A 15,557-nucleotide genomic window follows, 5' to 3' on the forward strand; every position below is an offset into this window, starting at 1 on the left:
GAGACCCTAGCCCCAGAAGTCGTAGAGGGGTTTGAAGGCAGCGATCCAGTCGTGGACGCGGTCGAGGTCGACCTCGGCGCCGTGCAGGTCGTGGCCGTCGTGCACCAGGTCCATGAAGTCGAACGCCGGATCGCCCGCGCAGGCCTGGGGATCGATGGCAACCGGGCCGTGCGGGCCCTGCAGGACGTTGCCCTCGTGCATGTCGCCGTGCAGGAGCACCTGCTTGACGTCGTGCGAAGCGAGTTCGCGGGCGCGGGCGTGTTCGGCCGCGGGGTAGGTGCCGGTGAGGTTGGTGATCACGACCTCGAACATGAAGTTCACGTGCATGATCAGCGGTGGGAAGCCGGACGGGTCCGCGGTGTGCAGTTCGGGCAGCACTCGGGCGGGGTCGGTGGCACGAGTGCCGGGTGTGATCGCTTCGAGCAGCAGGGCGCCGGAGGCCGGGTCCGCGTCGAGCAGGCCGACCATCGCGGGCGTGAGGGCCCAGGTGGTGAGGGCGCGGGCTTCGCGGGCGGCGACCTCGAGGTCCGGGGTCAGTTTGAGGACCGCGTGCCCGTGCGCCGGGTCACCGAGGTGGAGAGCGCCGGTGCCGCCACCCACGTGATGCCGGCCATCCACCCCGCACAGGAACACAGCGCCGTTGCCTCCAGGCAGGAGCTTTTCGATCGTGAGGCCCCACCTGGCGGCCAGCGCGTCGGTCACGCCAGGCAGCGCGTCGATCCACTCGGTGACGCCGTCGCCGAAGCGTCTGATCAGCCAGGTGCGGTCCGCGTCGGTGAGCACTCAGCCGACGCTATCGGGCTGACGCGCGCTGAGCATCGATCGTTCCGTTTCTAGCCGTAGAAGGGTTTGAAGGCGCTCAGCCAGTCGTGCACGCGGTCCAGGTCGACGTCGGCGCCGTGCAGGTCGTGGCCGTCGTGCACGAAGTCCATCCAGTCGAACGCCGGGTCGCCGACGCACGCGCGCGGGTCGATCGCGACCGGGCCCGCGGGGCCATGCAGGACGTTGCCGAGGTGCATGTCGCCGTGCAGCAGGACGGGTGTGACGGTGTCGTCGGCGAGCTTGCGGGCGCGGTGGTGCTCGGTGGCGTAGTAGCTGCCGGTGCGGCGGGTCAGCACCGTCTCGAAGAGGAAGTCGACGCGGGCCTTCAACGGCGGGAAGCCGGCCGGGTTCGCGGCGTGCAGCGCGGGCACGACGAGCGCGGGGTCGGTCGCGGGGGTGCCGGGGTCGAGCCGGTGCAGCAGCAGGGCGCCGCGGGCGAGGTCGGCGTCGAGGAGGTCGACCATCGCGGGCGTGTCGGCCCAGGCGGTGAGCGCGCGGGCTTCGAGCGCGGCGATGTCGTGGTCCGGGGTCACCTTCAGCACCGCGTTCGCGCACAGGAAGGTGGTGCCGGTGCCGCCGGGCATGTGCTTCTCAACGGTGAGGCCCCAGCGTGCGGTGAGCGTGGCGACCAGATCAGGCAGTGCGTCGATCCACCCGGTCACGTCGTCGCCGAAACGTCTGATCAGCCTGGATCTGGCGTCCTCATCGATCACCCAACTCAGGCTAGCGAGTCCGCTCCCGCTTGGCGCCGGAACTGGTAATCGGCCAGTGCCGGGCGCCAGAGTCCGTTGGCGTCGAAGCAGGTCGCGAGCAGTTGGAGGTCCGCGCCGTCCCCGGCGACGGCGACCTTGCCGTCGATCACCCACCTGTTGGCGGGCAGCAGCGGGACGGGCCAGCCGACCACGACGAGCCGGTCGCACACGAGGCGTTGCAGGCGGCCGCCGTCGTTGTCGACGATCACCGCGGGGGTGTCGAGGTCGAAGTCGCGGACGGTGGCGAGCGGGTAGCGCCGGACCCCGATCTCGGCGAGCGCGTCGGCTCCTGGTCCGATCAGGTGAACCGGCCCGAATCTTCGGGCCAAACCGGCGGCTGCCGTTGCGCCGAGATCGGCGGCACCGACCACGACGATCCGTTCGAAATAGGCCATGTCAACCGTTTCCCGCATTCACAATTCAAATGTTTTTGCAGGTCAGAACGCCTTGAAGAAGATAGGGGCACGATGATCCGCACGTCAATCGCGACCCATCTCAATTGGGATATAACAATGCGCACGGAATATCCCCGTTGAGACGTGGTGAACCTCTCGGCGTTGGGCGTCGTGTTGTGCTGCATCAACCCCCTGTTCGAGGAAATCTCATGACCTCCACGATGGAACGGTTCGACCTGCGGCTGGCGCGCGCGTCGCTGCAGTACGCGATCGACTACGGCTGGACGACCGAGGTCAGCGGCACCCGGCTGGTGTTCTCCCAGGCCTCGCACGTGATCGGGCTGGCGGTGCCGTGCGACGAGGCCATCACGCTGGCCGAGCACCTGGCCGGGCACCGCGTGTCGTATCCGGCGGTGCGGCTGCCCCACCGGCCGGAGTCGATCGTGTTCCTCGCGGTGCCGCGTGGTCTGGCCGCGGCGCCGTGGCCCCTGGTCGAGGTGATGCTGCCGCCGAGCCAGGCTCCCGAGGGCCCGGTGGTGTGGGCGGTGCCGCCGCGCCGCAGCCCGCAGCCGATCCCGAGCCTGGTGTCGTTGCTCGCCGCCGTCAGGACCGCCGGCAGGTAGGGGCCTCAGTAGGTGACGGTGATCGTCCGCGCGGGTCCGTCGACGCGGATGGTGCCGCCGACGGGGATGACGACCTGCGGGTCGGTGTGGCCGAGGTCGACGTCGAACACGATCATCGTCTCGGGCGCGTACTCGCTGAACGCCTTGACGACCGCCGCGCGCTGGGCCGCGGTGTAGGCGGCGCGGTCGGTGTCCTGGTCGGTGAAGAACCACGACTTGGCGCGCCCGACCATCACCGCGGCGAACCTCTGCAGCAGGCCGCGTTCGCCCATGTTGCGCAGGATCCGGTAGACCTCGACGTCGGTCGGCATCTCCTCGGAGGTCTCGAAGAACAGCACGCGGCCGTCGTAGTGCTCGGGGTCGTTGATCTCCTTGCCGGCCATCATCAGCCACGACAGGATCTCCAGGTTGCCGCCCCACGACCGGCCCTCGGCGACCCGGTCGGGCTGGTGCCAGATCCAGCCACCGCTGGGTTCGAGCGCCGGTTCGGTGTCGAAGGTGGCGGCGTCCTCCCACGGGCTGTCCTTGTCGCCGTAGGCGAGGCTCTCGGTCAGCCGGTACTCGCCGGGCGTGAACAGCGCGGCCTTGAGCGAGCCCTCGCTGGTGGGGTGCATGGCGCCGGGCCTGCCGAACTGGACCATGACGCTGCCGCCGGAGAACCCGATGATGCCGCGGTTGTGCAGCCACAGCAGCATGTTCGTGTTGTCGCTGTGCCCGAAGAACGGCTTGGGGTTCGCCGTGATCAGCTCGGCGTCGAGGTGCGGCAGCACGGTGATCTGGTCGTCACCGCCGATGGTCGCGATCACCGCTTTGATCGTGGGGTCGGCGAACGCGGCGTGCAGGTCCGCTGCCCGTTCCTGCGGGGTGGCGCCCATCTTGCGGGTGGCCGGGTACTCGACGGGGTGCAGGCCGAAGTCCGCTTTGAGGCGGTGCAGGCCCAGCTCGTAGGGCAGCGGGTACAGGCCCGGCAGGCCGGCGGCCGGGGAGACGATCGCGACGCGGTCTCCGGGCTGGGGTTTGGCAGGGTTGATCAACGACATGGTTGCCGAGCGTAAACGGAACGCGGACGGCTCAGCCGCCAACGAGCGGAAGCATTGGCTTCACCACACCACCTGCGTTGCGCCGACGTCGCTCACCGGCTCGAAGCCGCCGACGAGATCAGAAGGCGGGCCAGGGGATGGCGGGCCAGTCTCCGGAAGGCTCGGGGTACACCCCGGCGGCCAGGAGCTTGTCGGTGCGTTCCCCGACGGCGCGGACCTCGGCGCGGGTGAGGTGGTCGTGCAGCGACTCCCCCAGCTCGCCGTCGAGCGCGGATCTCAGACGGCGCAGCGACTCCACGACGGGGGCGCCGAGGGGTTCGCGGGCCCAGCCCCACAGGACGGTGCGGAGTTTGGGTTCGGTGTGCAGGCAGATGCCGTGGTCGACCCCGTACACGCCGCCGTCGACGGCGTGCAGGACGTGGCCGCCTTTGCGGTCGGCGTTGTTGACCACGACGTCGAAGGCGGACATCAGGGCGATGCGCGGGTGGTCGGCGTGCACCAGCACGGCCGGGTCGCCGAAGCGGTCGTGGGCGTGGAAGACGGGGATCCAGCCCGGTTTGACGTCGTCGACGCCGACGATGTCGACGAGCTCGTCCTCTTCGCGGGTGTCGACCCAGAGCTGGACCATGCCGGAGCCGAACGGGCCGGGCCGCAGCACGGTCGGCGGCACCAGGTCCAGGCCGGAGGCGGCGGAGATCAGGTAGGTGGCCACCTCGCGGCCCGCGAGCGTGCCGTCCGGGAAGTCCCACAGCGGGCGTTCGCCGCGCACGGGCTTGTAGACGCACTGGGCGTCGACGCCGTCCAACGAGATCTTGCAGAACAAGGTGGCGTTGGAGGCGTCGACGAGGCGGCCCTCGACCTCGATGCGGCCGTGGTTGAGCAGTTCCAGGGCCGCGGCGGTGTCCATGGTCAGTCTTCTTCGGTGCGGCGGTAGCCGTTCTGCCGCGGGCAGATGTGGCCGTCCGGGTCGAGGGGTTCCGCGCACAGCGGGCAGGGTTTGCGGCCGGCGTTGACGACGCGGTCGGCGCGTTCGGCGAACGCGCGGGCCGCTCCCGGGGACAGGAAGACGCGCACGGCGTCGGGGCCTTCCTCGGTGTCGTCGAGCACGACGGCCTCGTCGACCTCCTCCTCGGAGACCGCGAGGAGCTCTATGACGACGGCCTTGGACTCGGCGTCCCAGCCGAGTCCCATGGTGCCGACGCGGAACTCCTCCTCGACGGGCACGTCGAGCGGTTCGGTGTCGAGGTCGTCCGGTGGCGGGTCGTCGGGCACGTCGGTGCCGAAGCGGCGGTGCACCTCCTCGAGCAGCGAGCCGATGCGCTCGGCGAGGACCTGGACCTGCTGCTTTTCCAAGGCGACGCTGATCAGCCTGCTCTGCTCGGAAGCCTGCAGGTAGAAGGTGCGGTCGCCGGGCTGCCCGACGGTTCCTGCGACGAACCGGTCGGGTGCGCGGAATACGTGGATGACACGAGCCATGGCCCTTACGACCCTAGGCCACGCGGAGATCGTCGGCAGGTCCTCCCCCACCAAACACTCCGCGTATAGGGTCGGGTTGTGGTGAAGATCGCTTCGTACGGAACCTGGACCTCGCCGATCACGGCCGGCGACACCTCGAAGCCGGGTGGTGGGTTCCAGTGGGCCGACCTGCACGGTGAGCGGGTGTGGTGGGCGGAGAGCCGGCCTGCCGAGGGCGGCAGAGTGGCGCTGGTGCGCGACGGTGCCGAGGTGCTGCCCGCGCCGTGGAACGCCCGCAACCGGGTGCACGAGTACGGCGGCAGGCCGTTCGTGGTGCTCGCCGAGGACAGGGTGGCGTTCACGCATTGGGACGACCAGCGCGTCTACGTGTTCGACCCGGACTCGCCCGAGCCGACTCCGTTGACGCCGGAACCGGAGCGCCACCACGGGGTGCGCTACGCCGACCTGTCCGCGGGCCCGGACGGCGAGGTGTGGTGCGTGCGGGAGACGATCACCGGTGACGCGCGCACCGACGTGCGGCGCGACCTGGTGGCGATCACGCCGTCGGGTGAGGTGCGGGTGCTGGGCTCGTCGCACCACTTCATGACCGGCCCGAAGATCAGTCCTGATGGCACGAAGTTCGCGTGGATCGGCTGGAACCACCCGCAGATGCCGTGGGACGGCACCGAACTGTGCGTCGCCGAGATCGGGTCGTCCGACCACCGCGTCGTGTCGGGTTCGCAGACCGAGGCGGTGTGCCAGTTCGAGTGGGAGGGCGACTCCCTGCTGGCGCTGACAGACCCGGACGGCTGGTGGAACCTCTTCCGGATCGGCCCCGACGGCTCCCGCACGAACCTCGCGCCGTGCGAGGAGGAGCTGGGCGGGCCGATGTGGCGGCTGGGCAACCGCTGGTTCGCGACGCTCTCGCCGGGCCGGTACCTGGTGATCCGGTCGGGTCACCTCGCGGTGCTCGACGAGCGCAGCGCCACGGTGACCGACGTGCAGACCGACCTGCCGACGTGGGCGTCGGAGCTGTCGGTGCGCGACGGCGTGGTGATCTGCGGCGCGGCGGGCCCGACGTCGGAGTACGCCGTGGTGCGCCTGGACCTGTCCAACGGCGAGCTCACCTACCTCACCGGCGGGGACTCGTCGCCGGAGGACGCGTATCTGCCGGTGCCGGTGGAGCGGTCGTTCGGGGAGATCCCGGCGTACGTGTACCCGCCGTCCAACCCGGACTTCGCGGCGCCCGAGGGTGAGCTGCCGCCGTACGTGGTGCACGTGCACGGCGGCCCGACCGGGCGGGCGTTGCCGAAGCTCGACTCCGACATCGCGTACTTCACCAGCCGCGGGATCGGCGTCGTGGCGGTGAACTACGGCGGTTCCACCGGCTACGGGCGGGAGTTCCGCGAGCGGCTGCGCGAGCAGTGGGGTGTCGTGGACGTGGAGGACTGCGCGTTCGTGGCCCAGGAGCTCGCGAAGGAGGGCACGGCGGATCCGCAGCGCCTGGGCATCCGCGGTGGTTCGGCGGGTGGCTGGACCTCGGCCGCGTCGCTGACGTCGACGGACGTGTACCAGTGCGGGATGGTGGCGTTCCCGATCCTGGACCTGAAGGGCTGGACGTCGGAGGGCGGCGAGACGCACGACTTCGAGTCCCGCTACGTCGAGGGCCTGGTCGGCACGCTGCCCGAGGCCGAGCACCGCTACTCCGAGCGGTCTCCGTCGACGAAGGCGCGGTCGGTGTCGGGTCCGGTGCTGTTGCTGCAGGGCCTGGAGGACGAGATCTGCCCGCCGGAGCAGGCGGACCGGTTCGCGGCGGATCTGGCGGGCTCGGGGATCCGGCACGCGTACATCACGTTCGAGGGTGAGCAGCACGGGTTCCGCAAGGCCGAGAACATCAAGACGGCTCTGGAGGCGGAGCTGTCGTTCTACGGGCAGGTGTTCGGGTTCGTGCCGCCGGGTGTGCCGGTGCTGGAACTGTCCCAGTGAGTTTGCTGGTTCCCGGGGACCGGGTCGCGCTGGTGTCACCGGCCGGCCCGGCCGCCGCGTCGAAGGTCGCCGCGGGTGTCGAGGTGCTGCGCTCGTGGGGCCTTCAGGTCACCACACCTGTGGTGGAGCCGTGGTCCCTGCCCTACCTGGCGGGATCGGACGACGCCAGGGCTGTCGAGTTCACCGAGGCGTGGTGCTCCGACGTGGCCGCGGTGATCTGCGTGCGGGGCGGGTACGGGTGTCTGCGGATGGCGGACCGGGTGCCGTGGAAGAACCTGCCCCGGAAGGTGTTCGTCGGCTCGTCGGACGTGACGGTGCTGCACACCGAGCTCAACGCCGTCGGTTTCCCCACGGTGTTCGGGCCGATGCCCGGGACGTCCGATTTCGTCGACGACCCGCTGGCGCAGGAACGGCTTCGGGCGGTGTTGTTCGAGGGCGTGTCGTCGTGGACGGCCGGAACACCCGTGGTGCCGGGAACCGCGCGTGGGGTGCTCACGGGCGGGAACGCGGCGTTGCTCGCGGCGGCGGTGGGCGGGTGGCGCTGGGCGCCGCCGGTCGACGGTGCGATCGCGTTGCTGGAGGACATCGGTGAGGAGCCCTACCGGCTGGACCGGATCCTGACGCAGCTGCTGCGGTCGGGCTGGTTCGAGCCGGTGTCGGGGATCGTGCTGGGGTCGTGGACGGACTGCGGTGACGTGTCGCCGGTGCTGCACGACCGGCTGTCCGGGCTGGGCGTGCCGATCCTGGGTGACTTCGGGTTCGGGCACTGCGCCGGCCAGTGGTCGCTGCAGCTCGGGGTGGAGGCGGTGCTGGACACCTCCACCCGGTCGCTGCGACTGGTCTAGAGGATCCGCTGGGTCGTTTCGAGCCCGGCGATCGCCTCGCGCACCGCGTCGGTGAAGTCCCAGAACAGCTGAGTGGTGGTGTTCTTGCGCTGCGCGGCGGTGTTCGTGGTGAACATGCCGGCGCGCAGCGGGGTCGTCGTCTCGACCTGCACACCGGCCGCGAGCAGGGTGCGGTTGACGATGTTCGTGGAGTCGCCGCCGTCGAGGTCCGGGTGCGAGGAGGCGTCGACCGCCGCGATGCCCGCACTGGAGAGCGCGTCGATCACGCGGGTGCGCAGGTCGGTGTTGGCGCCGCCGACGAGGGCGCAGGCCTGGTCGGGCAGCGGGCGCCAGTCGCGTTCGGCTTCGGTGACGGTGCAGCCGTGCAGCGCGACGGCGTTGAGCGCTCCGGCGGCGAGGGAGCGGGCGTAGTGGTCGTCGCAGCCGGTCGAGGTGACGTGCAGTGCGGTGTTGCCGGACGAGCGCAGGCCTTCGAACATCCAGTAGTCGTGGACCGCGCCGGACGGCTGAAGCGTGGCGGGGTGGTAGCCGGCGATCGCGAGGCACAGCTCTGAGGTCCCGGGTTCGATGCCGCCGCCGTGCGGGGCGAACACCGCGGTCCGCCCGAACTGGGTGTGCCGCTGGATCCGGCGTCCCCAGTCCACGCCTTCGCGCAGGGCCGGGTCGCGGTAGAGGTCGCTGTAGGTGGCGTACCCAGCTGCGTGCGCCGTGGTGGCGCTGAGCAGCGGAGTCGCAGCCATCAACCCGAGAAACACACGTCTGGAAGTCCCCATGCCCGAACGGTAGGGGGTCGCCGTGGCGGGTGCGGCCGGAAAGTGCTCAGTTGATGAACACTTTCAGTTGTTCAGGGCTTCGCGGGCGGCCAGCGCGGCGCGGCAGGCGTGCACGAAGTCCCAGAAGACCTCGGTGGTGGTGTGCCGGCGGTCGTTGCGGGAGTTCTCGGCGAACATCGCGTTGCGCAGGGGCGTCGTGAGCTCCAGCTGACCGCCCTGTCTGGAACGGGTGCGGTTGGCGATGTTGGACCGGTCGTAGCCGCCGAGTATCGGGTGGTCGACGGCGTCGACGGTGTGGAACCCGGCGCGGCGCAGCCTCGTGAGCAGCTCCAGCCGCAGCAGCGCGTCGCGGCCGCCGACGAGCACGGCCCGGTCGTGGTCCTCCAGGCCCGCCGCGGCGGCGGTGCAGCCGTGCAGGCCGAGCGCGTGGTGCGCGCCGGTGACGAGGGTGCGGGCCACGCGGTCGTCGCAGTTGGACGAGGTGACGTGCAGTTCGTCGTTGGCGACCGACCGCAGGCCCTCGAACATCCAGTAGTCGTGGGTCTGGCCGATCGGCACGCGCGTTCCGGGGTGGTAGCCCGCGATGGCGAGGCAGAGTTCCGACGTGCCGACCTCGATGCCGCCGCCGTGCGGGGCGAGGACGACGGAGGGCGTGCGGGGGCGGTGCCGCTTGAAGCGACGCCGGTAGTCCACCCGTTCCACCAGTCGGGGATCGGCGTAGAGGTCGGAGTTGGACGCGTAGACGTCTAACGCCGCCCACTGAGGCTGGGGTCTCATGGCGGCGGGAAGCCTACCTGGCGTCACCCGGTCGGCTGCCGACCGGCGGGGTGAGTCTTGCGTGGTTCAGGGGTGGCGGGCCGGGCTCGCCACCCCTGAACAGCGCGGTTACAGGTACTTCTTGAGCTCGCGCTTGGCCAGCGACATGCGGTGGACCTCGTCGGGTCCGTCGGCGATGCGCAGGGTGCGGGTGGCGGCCCAGAGCTCGGCGAGCGGGAAGTCCTGGCTGACGCCTCCGCCGCCGTGGGCCTGGATGGCCTTGTCGAGGACCCATTCGGTCATCAGCGGGGTGCCGATCTTGATGGCCTGGATCTCGGTGTGGGCGCCCTTGTTGCCGACGGTGTCCATCAGCCACGCGGTCTTGAGGACCAGGAGACGGGCCTGTTCGATGCGGACGCGGGACTCGGCGATCCACTCGTGCACGACGCCCTGGGCGGCGATGGGCTTGCCGAACGCGACGCGCGAGGAGACGCGGCGGCACATGAGCTCGAGGGCGCGTTCGGCCATGCCGATCAGGCGCATGCAGTGGTGGATGCGGCCGGGGCCGAGGCGGGCCTGGGCGATCGCGAAGCCCTCTCCCTCGCCGGCGATCAGGTTCGACGCGGGGACGCGGACGTTCTCGAAGACGATCTCGGCGTGGCCGCCGTGGGCGTAGTCCTGGTAGCCGAAGACGCTCATGGCGCGCTTGACGGTGATGCCGGGGGTGTCGCGCGGGACGAGGATCTGCGACTGCTGGCGGTGCCGGTCGGCGTCGGGGTCGGTCTTGCCCATCACGATGAAGATGGCGCAGTTGGGGTTCATCGCGCCGGACGACCACCACTTGCGGCCGTTGATGACGTAGTCGTCGCCGTCGCGTTCGATGCGGGTGGCGATGTTCGTGGCGTCGGAGGAGGCGACGTCGGGTTCGGTCATGCAGAACGCCGAGCGGATCTCACCGTCGAGCAACGGCTGCAGCCACTGCTTCTTCTGCTCGTCGGTGCCGAACATCGTCAGCACCTCCATGTTGCCGGTGTCCGGCGCGGCGCAGTTCAGCGCCTCGGGGGCGAGGTGGGGGCTGCGGCCGGTGATCTCGGCGAGCGGCGCGTACTGCAGGTTCGTGAGGCCGTCGCTGTGCTCGGGGTGGAAGAGGTTCCACAGGCCCTGCTTGCGGGCCTCGGCCTTCAGCCCTTCGAGGACGGGCTGGCGTTCCCACGGGTCGGCGGCGTCGTGCAGCTGCTGCTCCAGCACGGCCTCGGCCGGGTAGACGTGGGAGTCCATGAAAGCGAGGAGGCGGGTGCGCAGTTCCTCGGTCTTGGCGTCGTAGGCGAAGTCCATGACTCAGAGCTCCTTGTGGGCGGCGGCGAGTCCCTGCCGCACGAGCGGGACGGTGAACGCGCCGAGCTTCTCGAAGCCGGCGCCGACGGTTTTGCCGCTGGCGAAGCGGAAGTGGATGCCTTCGACGATGACGGCGAGCTTGAAGTAGCCGAAGGCGATGTACCAGCCGAGGCCGGAGGTGTCGGTGCCGGTGCGGGCGGTGTAGCGGGCGACGAGCTCGTCGGCGGAGAGGAAGCCGGGCATCGAGGGGACGCTGCCGGTGATGGGGTCGTTGTCGACGCCCAGGCCCTGCCAGTAGACGTAGAGCAGGCCGAGGTCGGTGAGCGGGTCGCCCAGGGTGGCCATCTCCCAGTCGAGGACGGCGCTGATTCGCAGCGGTGACTCGGTGACGAGTGCGTTGTCGAGGCGGTAGTCGCCGTGGATGATCGCGACCTTCGCCGAGTCCGGGACGGTGTCGGCGAGCTTGGCGCGCAGTTCGTCGATGCCGGGCAGGTCGCGGCTGCGGGAGGCGTCGAGCTGCTTGCCCCACCGCTTCACCTGCCGCGCGAGGAACCCCTCCGGCCGGCCGAAGTCCTCCAGGCCGACGGACGCCGGGTCGACCGAGTGCAGGTCGGCGAGCACGTCGACGAGCTTGCGCGACAGGACGGTGGCCTTCTCGGAGTTGAGCCACGGGGCCTGCCGGCGTTCGCGCAGCGCGACGCCGGGCATCTCCGACATCAGGTAGAACGGCGCGCCGATGACCGAGGTGTCCTCGACGAGCTGGTGCGCGTGCGGCACGGGCACCGACGTGGACTCCAGCGCGGAGATCACGCGGAACTCGCGGGCCATGTCGTGCGCGGTCGCCAGCACGTGACCGAGCGGCGGGCGGCGCAGGACCCAGCGCTGGGTGCCGTCGGTGACGCGGTAGGTGAGGTTGGAGCGGCCGCCGGGGAACAGCTCGCCGGTCAGCGGTCCTGTGCCCAGATGTGTGGCGAGTGCCCCGAGGTCGAGGCCGGGAAGGTCGGTCACAGGTTCACTCCGAGGGTGGCGAGGTTCGTGCGGGTGTCGTCGGCGGTGGTGTGGCGGAACGCGTGCATGCCCACGGCCTGGGCGGCTTCGACGTTGAGCGGGGCGTCGTCGAAGAACACGGCGCGACCGGCGGGCAGGCCGATCCGCTCGAGGGTGTGGAGGTAGATCGCCTGGTCGGGCTTGCGCATGCCGACGCGGCCGCTGATCACGACGGTGTCGAAAAGCTCGATCAGCAGGTCCTTCGGGTAGCCCTCGCCCCAGCTGTTGGACAGCAGCGCGGTGTGCAGGCCCGAGGCGCGGGCCTTGCGGACGAGCTCGACCATCGCCGGGTCCGGGGTGGCGCCACCGAACATGCGCTTGAGCAGGCCGTCCTCCTCGATCGCCGCACCTGACGTGGTGATCAGCTCGGCGGCGAGGAGGCGTTCGAACTCGGGCACGGTCAGCTCGCCGGTCTCCAGGCGGAAGACGGGGTTGTCCGGCAGCGCGTCGCGGCCCAGCCAGTCGCGCATGATGCGACCGTAGACCTCGCGGTCGATGGCCTCGGTGTGCAACCACTGGCCGACGAACTCGGGCACGGAGACCGTCAGGACCCCGCCCCAGTCGAACACCAACGCGTCGACGAGCGGCTGTTCCGGAAGAGAAGTGTCACCCACGAGTCGGAGGGTACCGACCGGTCGGTATGTCGGCAACAGGGGACGGCGAACATCGACTTTCGTTGACCGGTACATGTGCCTAAAAGCGGTTTCCGGCCTTCCCGGACCTCGATACGTTCGAGTCCGAAGGGGGTCAAAACACGATGTCAAGGATCCTGACGGTGGCCGCGGCCGCCGCGATGGCGCTCGCCGTCGTCCAGGTACCGGCCGCTGGGGCGCAAGGCGGCGGCCGGGTCGTCCAGACCGACAAAGGTGCTGTGTCCGGCACGGTGACCAGCACGTACCGCACGTTCGGCACCATCCCGTTCGCCGCTCCCCCGGTCGGTGAGAACCGCTGGAGGGACCCGCAGCCCGCGCAGGCGTGGCGGGGCGTGCGGGACGCGACGAAACCGAGCCCGAGGTGCGCGCAGTCCGCGGGGCTCGGCGAGCCCGCCTCGGAAACAGAGGACTGTCTCTATCTGAACGTCACCACGCCCGCGAAGAACCCGCACAAGCCGCGGCCGGTGATGGTGTGGATCCACGGCGGCGGGTTCACCAGCGGCAGCGCGAGCTCCTACGACGCTCGGTGGCTCGCGACCAAGAACGACGCCGTGGTCGTCACGATCAACTACCGGCTGGGTGTGTTCGGATTCTTCGGCTATCCGGGCCTGCCCGAGTCCGGCGGGTTCGGGATCGCCGACCAGCAGGCCGCGTTGAAATGGGTGCAGCGCAACGCCCGCGCGTTCGGCGGCAACCCCGCGAACGTCACGATCTTCGGCGAGTCGGCCGGCGGCCTGAGCGTGTGCGCGCAGCTGGCGTCACCGCGCGCGGCGGGCTTGTTCGCGAAGGCGATCATCCAGTCAGGCCCGTGCGCGGTGAAGCTGCCAGGCGTGCCGAGCGGGTGGAACTCGCGGCAGGACGTGGAGAAGCTCGGTGCCGCGCAGCCGCTGGGCTGCACCGACGTCGCGTGTCTGCGGAACCTGCCGGTGACGAAGCTGCTCGAGGTGCACGCCCTGTTCGGCACGCCCGCGTACGACACGAGGGTGCTGCCGATCGACCCGGCGGTGGCGCAACGGACCGGGCGCGTGCACCGGGTGCCGACGATGGTGGGCTCGACGCACGACGAGGGGACGCTGTTCGTCGGGCTGTTCTACCCCGCTCCGGTTCCCGAGTCCGGGTACCGGGCGCAGATCGCCCAGCTCTACGGCGAGGCCGCCGCGGACAGGATCGTGGCGCGCTACCCGGTCAACGGCAACGCCGACGCGCGCGACGAGATCGCGGCCGCCTTCACCGACAGCTCGTTCGCGTGCGGCACGCACGTCACGCGGCAGGAGCTCGACCGCGTGACCAGGGTGTCGGGCTACGACTTCTCGGACGCGGACGTTCCGATGATCTTCCCGGACATGCCGGCGTTCCCCGGTGGCTACCAGGCGTATCACGCCGCGGAGCTGCCGCTGCTGTTCGACCTCGGCGTTCCGCTGACGCCGGGCCAGCAGAAGCTGTCCGACTACATGATCGCCGCGTGGGGCAGGTTCGCGCGCACCGGCGACCCGGGCTGGGGCGCCGGGGTGCAGTGGCTGGCCGCGGGTGACGTGCGCAAGACGGACTTCGCGAAGGACCACAACTGCGACCTTTGGGAGCAACTGTGAGAAAGATGCTGACCGCCGTGATCGCGGCGGCGATGACGTTCTCGGTCGTCGGTGTAGCAGCCGCGGACGACAACGGATCTGTGGTGCGCACCGACAACGGCCTGGTGTCAGGAACGGTGACCGGCACGTACCGGTCGTTCGGGAACATCCCGTTCGCCGCCGCGCCGGTCGGCGAGAACCGGTGGCGCGACCCGCAGCCGGCGCCGGCGTGGCAGGGGGTGCGGGACGCGACGAAGCCAGCGCCGATCTGCGCGCAGACCCCGCAGCTCGGGCAGCCGCCGTCGCAGACCGAGGACTGCCTCTACCTGAACGTGGTCACGCCGGCGAAGAACCCGCACAAGCCGCGGCCGGTGATGGTGTGGATCCACGGCGGCGGGTTCACCGCGGGATCGGCGACGGCGTACGACGCGCGGTGGCTGGCGACGAAGAACGACGCCGTGGTCGTCACGGTGAACTACCGGCTGGGTGTGTTCGGGTTCTTCGGCTATCCCGGACTCGCGGGTTCGGGCGCGTTCGGCCTCGCGGACCAGCAGGCGGCGATGAAGTGGGTGCAGCGCAACGCCCGCGCGTTCGGCGGCGACGCCCGCAACGTCACGGTGTTCGGCGAGTCGGCCGGCGGGCTGAGTGTCTGCGCGCAGCTGGCGTCACCGAAGGCCGCGGGGCTGTTCGCGAAGGCGATCATCCAGTCGGGTCCGTGCGGGCTGACGTTCCCCTCCGGCGCGCCCGGTGAGTTCAGCGGCGTGTGGCGGGCACGGGCGGACGTCGAGAAGCAGGGTGCCGGCACGCTCGGGTGCGCGGACCTCGCGTGCCTGCGGGCCCAGCCGGTGGACAAGCTGCTGACGGTGCACGACCAGTTCAACTGGCCCGCCTACGACACAGCGGTGCTGCCGATCAACCCCGTGGTCGCGCAGAAGACCGGACGGATGCACCACGTACCGACGATGGTGGGCTCGACGCACGACGAGGCGACGTTGTTCGTGCCGTTGCTCTACCCGCAGCCGATCCCCGAGTCCGGCTACCGCGACGTGCTGGCGCAGCTCTACGGGGAACGCAACGCGGACAAGGTACTCGCCCGGTACCCGGTCAACGGCAACTACGACGCGCGCGACGAGATGGCAGCGTCGCTGACCGACAAGACGTGGGCCTGCGCGACGCAGGTCGCGCGCAAGGAGCTGGGACGGCATCAGCGGGTGTCCGGCTACGAGTTCGCCGACCAGGACGCGCCGGTGATCTTCCCGTTGCCGCCGTTCCCGGACTACAAGGCGTTCCACGCGTCCGAACTGATGTTCCTGTTCGACATGAACGCCCCGCTCGACGCGAAACAGCGGGAGCTGTCGGACTACATGATCGCCGCGTGGGGACGGTTCGCGCGCACCGGCGATCCGGGATGGCGTTCGGAGGTCCAGTCGCTGGCACCTGGAGCAATCAAGGGCACCGATTTCGCCCGTGATCACCAGTGCGGGTTCTGGTCGTCCATCCTGTAGCG

The 15,557-nt window shown here is 70.3% G+C and carries 16 protein-coding genes; 5 read left to right on the forward strand and 11 right to left on the reverse strand.

Annotated features, from left to right (window positions below):
- Nucleotides 1–6: 6 nt before the first annotated feature.
- From AB0M24_RS04440 to AB0M24_RS04450, 3 genes are read right to left on the reverse strand one after another with little or no spacing between them, the layout of a single operon-like run.
- Nucleotides 7–783, reverse strand: a complete 777-nt coding sequence (locus AB0M24_RS04440; protein ID WP_363760957.1) for an aminoglycoside phosphotransferase family protein — start codon at nucleotides 781–783, stop codon at nucleotides 7–9.
- Nucleotides 784–833: 50 nt separating this feature from the next.
- The gene (locus AB0M24_RS04445) at nucleotides 834–1,535 is read right to left on the reverse strand and encodes an aminoglycoside phosphotransferase family protein (RefSeq protein WP_363760960.1); all 702 of its coding nucleotides are present in this window, start codon (nucleotides 1,533–1,535) and stop codon (nucleotides 834–836) included.
- Between the two features lie 5 nt (nucleotides 1,536–1,540).
- Complete coding sequence (locus AB0M24_RS04450; RefSeq protein WP_363760963.1) at nucleotides 1,541–1,987, reverse strand: hypothetical protein; 447 nt, start codon at nucleotides 1,985–1,987, stop codon at nucleotides 1,541–1,543.
- A gap of 191 nt (nucleotides 1,988–2,178) precedes the next feature.
- On the opposite strand from AB0M24_RS04450, the gene AB0M24_RS04455 reads away from it, so the two are divergent.
- Nucleotides 2,179–2,592, forward strand: coding sequence for a hypothetical protein (locus AB0M24_RS04455; protein WP_363760965.1), 414 nt, complete (start codon nucleotides 2,179–2,181; stop codon nucleotides 2,590–2,592).
- 5 nt (nucleotides 2,593–2,597) lie between these two features.
- On the opposite strand, the gene AB0M24_RS04460 is transcribed toward AB0M24_RS04455, so the two are convergent.
- The 3 genes from AB0M24_RS04460 to AB0M24_RS04470 form a co-directional block, all read right to left on the reverse strand.
- Nucleotides 2,598–3,632, reverse strand: a complete 1,035-nt coding sequence (locus AB0M24_RS04460) for a S66 peptidase family protein (protein ID WP_363760968.1) — start codon at nucleotides 3,630–3,632, stop codon at nucleotides 2,598–2,600.
- Between the two features lie 118 nt (nucleotides 3,633–3,750).
- Nucleotides 3,751–4,539: an SCO1664 family protein gene (locus AB0M24_RS04465; protein WP_363760971.1), complete on the reverse strand. Its 789-nt coding sequence runs from the start codon at nucleotides 4,537–4,539 to the stop codon at nucleotides 3,751–3,753.
- 2 nt (nucleotides 4,540–4,541) lie between these two features.
- Nucleotides 4,542–5,108 (reverse strand): DUF3090 domain-containing protein, encoded by a 567-nt coding sequence (locus AB0M24_RS04470; RefSeq protein ID WP_363760974.1) that lies wholly within the window; start codon nucleotides 5,106–5,108, stop codon nucleotides 4,542–4,544.
- 78 nt (nucleotides 5,109–5,186) lie between these two features.
- Here AB0M24_RS04470 and AB0M24_RS04475 point away from each other — a divergent pair, with 78 nt between their 5' ends.
- Nucleotides 5,187–7,073, forward strand: coding sequence for a prolyl oligopeptidase family serine peptidase (locus AB0M24_RS04475; RefSeq protein ID WP_363760975.1), 1,887 nt, complete (start codon nucleotides 5,187–5,189; stop codon nucleotides 7,071–7,073).
- Entirely contained in the window at nucleotides 7,070–7,918 is an 849-nt protein-coding gene (locus AB0M24_RS04480; RefSeq protein WP_363760978.1) for an LD-carboxypeptidase, read from the forward strand. The genes AB0M24_RS04475 and AB0M24_RS04480 overlap by 4 nt, the downstream gene beginning before the upstream one ends.
- Here the strand turns inward: AB0M24_RS04480 and AB0M24_RS04485 are convergent.
- The 5 genes from AB0M24_RS04485 to AB0M24_RS04505 form a co-directional block, all read right to left on the reverse strand.
- Nucleotides 7,915–8,691 (reverse strand): poly-gamma-glutamate hydrolase family protein, encoded by a 777-nt coding sequence (locus tag AB0M24_RS04485; RefSeq protein ID WP_363760980.1) that lies wholly within the window; start codon nucleotides 8,689–8,691, stop codon nucleotides 7,915–7,917. The genes AB0M24_RS04480 and AB0M24_RS04485 overlap by 4 nt on opposite strands.
- 63 nt (nucleotides 8,692–8,754) lie before the next feature.
- Complete coding sequence (locus AB0M24_RS04490; protein WP_363760982.1) at nucleotides 8,755–9,468, reverse strand: poly-gamma-glutamate hydrolase family protein; 714 nt, start codon at nucleotides 9,466–9,468, stop codon at nucleotides 8,755–8,757.
- A 108-nt stretch (nucleotides 9,469–9,576) separates the two neighbouring features.
- Nucleotides 9,577–10,782 (reverse strand): acyl-CoA dehydrogenase family protein, encoded by a 1,206-nt coding sequence (locus AB0M24_RS04495; RefSeq protein WP_363760984.1) that lies wholly within the window; start codon nucleotides 10,780–10,782, stop codon nucleotides 9,577–9,579.
- Nucleotides 10,783–10,785: 3 nt separating this feature from the next.
- Nucleotides 10,786–11,790, reverse strand: a complete 1,005-nt coding sequence (locus AB0M24_RS04500; RefSeq protein WP_363760986.1) for a phosphotransferase family protein — start codon at nucleotides 11,788–11,790, stop codon at nucleotides 10,786–10,788.
- Complete coding sequence (locus tag AB0M24_RS04505) at nucleotides 11,787–12,443, reverse strand: HAD family phosphatase (protein WP_363760988.1); 657 nt, start codon at nucleotides 12,441–12,443, stop codon at nucleotides 11,787–11,789. Before AB0M24_RS04505 ends, AB0M24_RS04500 begins: the two co-directional genes overlap by 4 nt.
- A gap of 143 nt (nucleotides 12,444–12,586) precedes the next feature.
- On the opposite strand from AB0M24_RS04505, the gene AB0M24_RS04510 reads away from it, so the two are divergent.
- Nucleotides 12,587–14,071 carry a carboxylesterase family protein gene (locus AB0M24_RS04510; RefSeq protein WP_363760990.1) on the forward strand — a complete coding sequence of 495 codons (1,485 nt, stop codon included), beginning with the start codon at nucleotides 12,587–12,589 and terminating at the stop codon, nucleotides 14,069–14,071.
- A gap of 5 nt (nucleotides 14,072–14,076) precedes the next feature.
- The gene (locus AB0M24_RS04515) at nucleotides 14,077–15,555 is read left to right on the forward strand and encodes a carboxylesterase family protein (protein ID WP_363761572.1); all 1,479 of its coding nucleotides are present in this window, start codon (nucleotides 14,077–14,079) and stop codon (nucleotides 15,553–15,555) included.
- Nucleotides 15,556–15,557 lie beyond the last annotated feature (2 nt).

The organism is Lentzea sp. NPDC051838, from assembly GCF_040681245.1.
GTDB lineage: Bacteria > Actinomycetota > Actinomycetes > Mycobacteriales > Pseudonocardiaceae > Lentzea.